We start from the raw sequence: 249 nt of genomic DNA, 5'->3' as shown, positions 1-249 counted from the left end.
ATTTATTATAACAATTTCATTTATATAAACTTCAAAGAGGGCCTATAGCTCAGCTGGTTAGAGCGCACGCCTGATAAGCGTGAGGTCGATGGTTCGAGTCCATTTAGGCCCACCATATATACCTTTTTGGGGCCTTAGCTCAGCTGGGAGAGCGCCTGCCTTGCACGCAGGAGGTCAGCGGTTCGATCCCGCTAGGCTCCACCAAAATTAAATTGCTATTTAATCCTATTGTGATTAAATTAAGTATAC

At 44.2% G+C, this 249-nt stretch carries 2 tRNA genes; both read left to right on the top strand.

The window, feature by feature from the left end:
- Nucleotides 1-38: 38 nt before the first annotated feature.
- A tRNA-Ile gene (locus QYB95_RS19230) sits at nucleotides 39-115 on the top strand.
- Nucleotides 116-128: 13 nt separating this feature from the next.
- A tRNA-Ala gene (locus tag QYB95_RS19225) sits at nucleotides 129-204 on the top strand.
- The last annotated feature ends 45 nt before the right edge of the window (nucleotides 205-249 follow it).

Origin of the sequence: Ureibacillus aquaedulcis (assembly GCF_030418165.1) — a bacterium.
Classification (GTDB): Bacteria; Bacillota; Bacilli; order Bacillales_A; family Planococcaceae; genus Ureibacillus; species Ureibacillus aquaedulcis.
Note: the sequence above shows the minus strand (reverse complement) of the source record. Positions and strands in the feature narration are given on the sequence as shown.